This window comes from Burkholderia sp. Ac-20384 (assembly GCF_017104605.1).
Classification (GTDB): domain Bacteria; phylum Pseudomonadota; class Gammaproteobacteria; order Burkholderiales; family Burkholderiaceae; genus Burkholderia; species Burkholderia lata.
The window spans coordinates 78,454-85,331 of the sequence record NZ_JAAGPE010000004.1 but is presented as its reverse complement, the minus strand read 5'-3'; the positions used below and the strand labels follow the sequence as shown (position 1 = coordinate 85,331).

9 protein-coding genes are annotated in these 6,878 nt (G+C 68.5%); 2 read left to right on the top strand and 7 right to left on the bottom strand.

Annotated elements, in window-relative coordinates; genetic code table 11:
* The 3 genes from holB to mltG all read right to left on the bottom strand — a co-directional run.
* Positions 1 to 663, bottom strand: a 663-nt coding sequence (holB, locus tag G3O00_RS01970; RefSeq protein ID WP_206141878.1) for a DNA polymerase III subunit delta', incomplete at its 3' end; no start/stop codon positions are given.
* 19 nt (positions 664 to 682) lie between these two features.
* A complete protein-coding gene (tmk, locus tag G3O00_RS01965) occupies positions 683 to 1,303 on the bottom strand; it encodes a dTMP kinase (RefSeq protein ID WP_039367036.1) in 621 nt (206 codons plus the stop codon).
* Positions 1,303 to 2,322, bottom strand: a complete 1,020-nt coding sequence (mltG, locus tag G3O00_RS01960; protein ID WP_011352333.1) for an endolytic transglycosylase MltG — start codon at positions 2,320 to 2,322, stop codon at positions 1,303 to 1,305. The genes tmk and mltG overlap by 1 nt, the downstream gene beginning before the upstream one ends.
* A gap of 77 nt (positions 2,323 to 2,399) precedes the next feature.
* Between mltG and G3O00_RS01955 the strand changes: the two genes are divergently transcribed.
* Together G3O00_RS01955 and G3O00_RS01950 are read left to right on the top strand one after the other, a co-directional pair.
* Positions 2,400 to 3,434 carry a folate-binding protein YgfZ gene (locus tag G3O00_RS01955; protein ID WP_206141877.1) on the top strand — a complete coding sequence of 345 codons (1,035 nt, stop codon included), beginning with the start codon at positions 2,400 to 2,402 and terminating at the stop codon, positions 3,432 to 3,434.
* A 76-nt stretch (positions 3,435 to 3,510) separates the two neighbouring features.
* Positions 3,511 to 4,356: an NRDE family protein gene (locus G3O00_RS01950; protein WP_206141876.1), complete on the top strand. Its 846-nt coding sequence runs from the start codon at positions 3,511 to 3,513 to the stop codon at positions 4,354 to 4,356.
* A 20-nt stretch (positions 4,357 to 4,376) separates the two neighbouring features.
* Here G3O00_RS01950 and G3O00_RS01945 read toward each other — a convergent pair whose 3' ends face one another.
* The 4 genes from G3O00_RS01945 to G3O00_RS01930 all read right to left on the bottom strand — a co-directional run bounded on the left by G3O00_RS01945 (position 4,377) and on the right by G3O00_RS01930 (position 6,766).
* Positions 4,377 to 4,817, bottom strand: a complete 441-nt coding sequence (locus G3O00_RS01945) for a GNAT family N-acetyltransferase (protein ID WP_174930991.1) — start codon at positions 4,815 to 4,817, stop codon at positions 4,377 to 4,379.
* A 41-nt stretch (positions 4,818 to 4,858) separates the two neighbouring features.
* Positions 4,859 to 5,818, bottom strand: coding sequence for an alpha/beta hydrolase (locus G3O00_RS01940; protein ID WP_206141875.1), 960 nt, complete (start codon positions 5,816 to 5,818; stop codon positions 4,859 to 4,861).
* 157 nt (positions 5,819 to 5,975) lie between these two features.
* Entirely contained in the window at positions 5,976 to 6,455 is a 480-nt protein-coding gene (locus G3O00_RS01935; RefSeq protein ID WP_011352338.1) for a PaaI family thioesterase, read from the bottom strand.
* The gene (locus G3O00_RS01930; protein WP_011352339.1) at positions 6,452 to 6,766 is read right to left on the bottom strand and encodes a Dabb family protein; all 315 of its coding nucleotides are present in this window, start codon (positions 6,764 to 6,766) and stop codon (positions 6,452 to 6,454) included. Before G3O00_RS01930 ends, G3O00_RS01935 begins: the two co-directional genes overlap by 4 nt.
* Positions 6,767 to 6,878: the final 112 nt, after the last annotated feature.

Genomic DNA, 6,878 nt, shown 5'->3' with positions numbered 1-6,878 from the left:
AGCGAGCGGCGCACCACCGACCTCGGCGAGCAGCGCAGGCGCATGCTCGACGCCCTGTGCGGCGAGCCAGGCCGCTGCCGCGTCGGGCGCCGGCACGGTCATCGGCCACTGCCGGCAGCGGCTGATGATGGTCGGCAGCAGGCGGTCGATGCGCGCCGACACGAGCAGGAACACGACGCCGGACGGCGGTTCCTCCAGCGTTTTCAGCAGCGCGTTCGACGCGGCGACGTTGAGTGCCTCGGCCGGATACAGCACGACGACGCGCGCGCCGCCGCGATGCGAGCCGACCCCGCAGAAGTCGAGCAGTGCGCGCACCTGCTCGATCTTGATTTCCTTGCTCGGGGCCCGCGTCTTCTTGCCGCCTTCGTCCGCATCGGCCGCCTTCGCGTCGTCCGCGGCGCCCGGCGCCTCGCCCGCCAGCGCTTCCGGCAGCACGATCCGGTAGTCCGGATGGTTGCCCTGCGAGAACCAGGTGCAGGCCGCGCAGGTGCCGCACGGCTCGCCGTTCGGCTGCGGCGATTCGCACAGGAAGCCCTGCGCGAGATGCTGTGCGAACTGCAGCTTGCCGATCCCGGCCTGACCGTGCAGCAACAGCGCGTGCGGCCATTGCGCACGCAGTTGCTGCAGGCGGTTCCAGTCGTCGGTCTGCCACGGATAGATCATGTGGTGCGTTCCTTGCGAATTACAGCGCGGCGAGCACGCGTTCGAGCTGCTGGCGGATCTCGGGAATCGTCTGCGTCGCATCGACGATCGCGAAGCGGTGCGGCGCCTCTTCCGCGCGCCGCAGGTATTCGCTGCGCGTGCGCGAGAAGAACGCGTCGGATTCGCTCTCGAACTTGTCGGGCATGCGCGCGGCGCCGCGACGCTCGCTCGCGACTTGCGGCGCGACGTCGAACAGCACCGTCAGGTCGGGCTGGAAGCCGCCCTGCACCCAGCGCTCGAGCGTCTCGAGCTTGTCGCGCGGCAGCCCGCGGCCGCCGCCCTGGTACGCGAACGTCGCGTCGGTGAAGCGATCGGACACGACCCAGTCGCCGCGCGCGAGCGCCGGCTCGATCACGAGCGCGAGATGCTCGCGGCGCGCAGCGAACATCAGCAGCGCTTCCGTCTCGAGATCCATCGGCTGGTTCAGCAGGATTTCGCGCAGTTTCTCGCCGAGCTGCGTGCCGCCCGGCTCGCGGGTGACGACGACCTGCCGGCCGGCCGCAGCCAGCTTGCCCTGGAGGCGTTCGCAGAACCATTGCAGGTGGGTGGTCTTCCCCGCCCCGTCGATGCCTTCGAACGTGATGAATTTACCGCTCGCCATTATTGACCTCGTATGTACTTGTCCACGGCCTTGTTGTGGTCGCCGAGCGTGTCCGAGAACACGCTCGTGCCATCGCCTTTCGCGACGAAATAGAGCGCGCTCGTCTGTGCCGGATTGATCGCCGCCTGCAGCGCGGCCACACCCGGCAACGCGATCGGCGTCGGCGGCAGCCCGCGTCGGGTGTAGGTATTGTAAGGAGTGTCCGCCTGCAGGTCGCGCTTGCGCAGCCGGCCGTCGTACGCATCGCCGAGCCCGTAGATCACCGACGGATCGGTCTGCAGCGGCATGCCGATCCGCAGCCGGTTCGCGAACACGGCCGCGACGAACGCGCGGTCGGCCGCATGGCCCGTTTCCTTCTCGACGATCGACGCGATCGTCAGCGCTTCGTAAGGTGTCTTGTACGGCAGGCCCGGCACGCGCGCGGCCCAGGCCTCGTCGAGACGCGTCTGCATCAGATGGTACGCGCGCCGGTAGATGTTCAGGTCGCTCGTGCCCTTGTCGAACAGATAGGTATCGGGAAAGAACAGCCCCTCGCCGCTGCCGCGCTGCACCGCGTTGTCCGACGCGCCGATCGCGCGCAGCAGCTCGGCGTCGCTCATGCCGGCCGTCGCGTGCGCAAGATCGGGGTTCGAGTCGAGTTCCGCGCGCATCCGCTTGAAGGTCCAGCCTTCGATGACCGTCGCGACGTACTCGTTCACGTCGCCGCGCGCGATCTTCTGCAGGACCTCGTATGGCGTGATGCCGGTCTTGAATTCGTAGTTGCCGGACTTGAGCCGGCTCGACAGCCCGAGCACGCGCGTCATCGCGACGAAGCCGAGCGGCTCGACCGGCACGCCGCCGCGCTTCAACTGGAGCGCGACGCTCTTCACGCTGCTGCGCGGCTTGATCGTGACGTCGAGCGATGCCGAACCCAGCAGCAGTGGCCGGGTTGCCCAGTAATATCCGCCGCCCGCGCCGGCAGCGGCCACAACGACGGCCAGCGCCACGATCGTCGCGGCGCATTTCTTCAGTAGGGACATGGAAACGTGACTCAGGTAAGACCCATATAATACTTGCTCGCCTCCGTCAAAGTCAGGGTTGACTGTTCCCTCATTCCATGAGCACACCGTTCGCTTCACCGGCAGTCCAGGCCGCACCCGCCTCGCTCCCCGTTTTCCCCCGCCCGTCCGCCGCCGATTTCGATGCGCCGAGCGCCTGCATGCCGTTGCCGCAGTTCGGCGTGATCGACGTGGCCGGCGATGATGCCGCCACGTTCCTGCACAGCCAGCTCACCAACGACATCGAACATCTCGATGCCGCGAGTGCACGGCTGTCCGGCTATTGCTCGCCGAAGGGGCGCCTCCTCGGCTCGTTCCTCACGTGGCGCGCCGGCCACGGCGTGCGCCTGCTGGTGTCGAAGGACGTGCAGCCCGCCGTGCAGAAGCGGCTGTCGATGTTCGTGCTGCGTGCCAAAGCGAAGCTGACGGATGCGAGCGACACGCTCGCGGTGGTCGGCTTCGCGGGCGACGTGCGCGACGCGCTGTCGGGCATCTTCGACGCACTGCCGGACGGCGTGCACGTGAAGGTCGACGGCCCCGCCGGCACGCTGATCCGCGTGCCCGATGCAGCCGGCCGCAAGCGCTACCTGTGGATCGGCCCGCGTGCGGAAGTCGATGCGCGCCTCGCCGCACTCGGCAGTTCGCTGCCGGTCGTGTCGCCGGCCGTCTGGGACTGGCTCGACATCCGCGCGGGCGAACCGCGCATCACGCAGCCTGCCGTCGAACAGTTCGTGCCGCAGATGGTCAACTTCGACGTGATCGGCGCCGTTAACTTTCGCAAGGGGTGCTACCCGGGCCAGGAAATCGTCGCGCGCAGCCAGTACCGCGGCACGATCAAGCGCCGCACCGCGCTCGCGCACGTCGCCGGCGAGACCGATACCGTGCATGCCGGCGTCGAGCTGTTCCACAGCGACGATCCCGGCCAGCCGTGCGGGATGATCGTCAACGCGGCGGCCGCGCCCGCGGGCGGTGTCGACGCGCTCGTCGAGATCAAGCTCGCCGCGCTCGACAACGGCACGGTGCACCTCGGTTCGGCCGACGGCCCGGTGCTCGCGTTCGATACGCTGCCGTACGCCTGGCCGACGGAAGCGTGATGCACTGACAACCCGTTCGCGCGCCGGCTCGCGAGTCGCAGCCGGCGCCCGATGTTTCCTGCGAGAGATTCGCCCGATGTGTCTGATTGCCTTCGACTGGCAGCCCGATGCCGCCGCCGGTCCCGTCTTTACCCTCACCGCCAACCGCGACGAGTTCTTTCGTCGGACAAGTGCGCCGCTCTCATGGTGGGAAGATGTACCGGGCGTGCTGGCCGGCCGCGATCTCGAAGCGGGCGGCACGTGGCTCGGCGTATCGCGCGACGGCCGTTTCGCTGCACTGACGAACTACCGCGCGCCGTTCGACATTCGCGCCGGCGCGCCGACCCGCGGCAAGCTCGTGTCCGATTTCCTCGGCGGGCCGTCCGTCGCGCCGCTCGACTACCTGAGGCAGTTGGCCGAGCATGCGGCCGTCTACAACGGCTTCAACCTGCTCGTCGGCGACTGGCGGCGGCGTGAGCTCGCGTGGTTCTGCAATCGCGCGCCCGAGGGCGAAAGCGCTGTCGCCGCGCCCATCGCGATCGCGCCCGGCGTGCACGCGCTGTCGAATGCGCGGCTCGATACGCCCTGGCCGAAAGTGGTGCGCAAGCGCGCGGAACTCGGCACGCTGCTCACCGACAATCCAACCCCGTCGCTCGACGAGCTGATCGCGCTGATGCGCGACCCGCATGTCGCGGACGACGACGCGCTGCCGCACACGGGCATTCCGATCGAGCGCGAGCGTGCGCTGTCGGCCGCATTCATCGAGACGCCCGAATACGGCACGCGCGGCACGACCGCGCTGCGCGTCACGATGAAGGAAGGCGTGCGGCTGACGGTCGAGATCAAGGAACGCTGCGACGACGACGGCTCGCACCGCACCGTCCGCCCGGGCACGTTCGAGCGCGCGTTCACGTTCGACCTCGACGCAACACCGCCGCGCTGAGCGCGGGAGCAGGCGCCGCGCTACGGCGCGCGCGCCATCTCGACGTGCGGCACGCCGGCTTCGACGAACGGTTCACCGACCGCCGCGAAGCCGTGCCGCAGGTAGAACGACACGGCCGAATCCTGCGCGTAGAGCCGCACGACGATTTCGCCGCGTCGCCGCGCCGCTTCCAGCAGTGCGTTGAGCACGGCTGACCCGACGCCCTGCCCGCGTGCGTCGGCCAGCACCGCGACGCGCCCGATCGTGCCGGTCGGCAGCAGCCGCCCCGTCGCAACCGCGCGTCGTCTGCCGGTCACCGCATCGACCCGGTACGCCACCGCATGGAGCGACAGCGGATCGTCGTCGTCGAGCTCCCATTCCGGCGGGATCTGCTGCTCGCGCACGAACACCGCGTCGCGAATCCGCGCGGCGTCGCCGCCCAGAACCGCCCAGTCGCCCGTTTCCACCACGCCGTCCGTCATCGCAGCTCCCATGCGGCGCGTTCGCCGCTCAACAACCGCCGTCAAACGTCGTCGAATGCGGCCTTCAGCGCCGCGACCGCATCGGCATGCGCGGCCCGTACCTCGGGCACGTAGCCGCCCATCTTGAAGAATTCGTGGATCATCCCCGGATAGCAGACCAGCGTGACCACGTTGCCCGCCGCAAGCAACTTCTCCGCATACGCGGCGCCTTCGTCGCTCAGCGGATCGTATTCGGCCGTCGCGATCCACGCCGGCGCGACACCCGAGAACGACGGTGCATCGCGCGTGCCGTCGAGCGGCGCGAAACGCCAGTCGTCGCGATCCGCCCGATCGCGCACGTATTGCGTGAAGAACCACTGGATCGTGTCCTGCGTCAGCAAGTAGCCGTTCGCGAGCCGTGCGTGCGATTCGGTGTCCTGGTAGCCCGTCACGCCCGGATAGATCAGCATCTGCAGCGCAAGGCGAATGCCTGCGTCGCGTGCGAGCACCGCGCAGACGGTCGCGAGCGTGCCGCCCGCGCTGTCGCCGCCGACGGCCAGCCGTGCGGCGTCGATGCCGAACGTGGCGGCCTCGCGATGCAGCCATTGCAATGCATCGTCGGCGTCGTTCACCGCGGTCGGGAATCGATGTTCCGGCGCGAGCCGGTAGCCGACCGAGAGCACCGCGCATTGCGCATCGCGCGCGAACATCCGGCACAGCGCGTCATGTGTATCGACGCTGCCGACCGTGAAGCCGCCGCCATGGTAGTAGACGAGCGCGGGCAGCGGCTCCGCGAGGCTCGGCTCAACCGGCAGGTACAGCCGTGCACCGATCGTGCGGCCGTCGCGCGTCGGCACGACGCAGTCCTCGACCGAATGCATCGGCGCCGATGCGACGTCGAGAATCGGCGCGCTCTTCTCGTACGCGGCGCGCGCCTGCTGCGGCGTCTGGTGGTGATAGGACGGACGTTTCGCACGCTCGATCATGTCGAGCACCTGGGCGATCTTCGGATTCAGCGGCATCGGTTAGGACGGCGCCTGCGGGGCGCCGTGAACGGACAAGCGTGCATGATGCCATGTGCGCGTCAGGCGAGCGTTATGCGCCGTGCGTATCGAAAATCCCGCCCCGCAAAACAAAACGGCCCTGCCGGTGAAGAGGCGGGGCCGTGGGTCCGGGCGCTTACGCGTCGCTCGGGCCGGGCTGGGCGTCCGGCGCGGTGCGCGAGCGTTGCCGCTTGATGTCGCGGCCCACCGCGAGCCGCCGCATGTACTTGAACGTGCCGAGCGCCTTCGCGACGAAATTGCCGTCGCTGTCGCGCACTTCGCCTTCGCAGTAGGCCATCGTCGTCGAGCGATGCATCACGCGCCCGTAAGCGCGCAACTCGCCGCGGCCCGGCTGCATGAAGTTCACCTTCATCTCGACCGTCACGACGCCGACGCCGTCATCGGTCAGGCTGCGTGCGGCCATCGCGAGCGCGATGTCCGCGAGCGTCATCGTCACGCCACCGTGCGCAATGCTCCACGTGTTCATGTGCCGCTCTTCGAGCGGCAACACGAGCTCGCTCGCGCCGTCCTTCGCGGACACGAGCTGCACGCCGAGCAGGTCGACGAACGGGCTTTCGATCGACGGGCCGTCCGTCGGGGTTGCCGCGTCGCTCATCGCGGGCTGTCGACGATGTAGTCGACGCACTCGCGCGATTCAGCCACCGCGACGACGAATTTCTTCACTTCCTGGTGAACCGGGTGCACCTGATAGGCATCGAGTGCGGCCTTGTCCGCGAAATCGGACACGAGCACGATGTCGGCAGTTGCGTCGAGGCCGGGCGTCGCCACGCCGACGTCGATCTGCAGCGTGCCCGGCACGAGGTCGCGGCAGCCTTCGAGCTTTTCCTTCAGCTTCAGCGCGTTCTGCGCGCGCGTCGCGCCTTCGGCCGATTCTTTCAACTTCCACATTACTATGTGCCTGATCATGAAGTTCTCACTAGTTCGCGCCAGTTCGGCAAATACCGCCAAGGCATTGCGTGGCGGGGGTTAGCGGGCGTCATGCGGTTCGCCGTGGTTCATGGCGAACCGCCGCCATCCG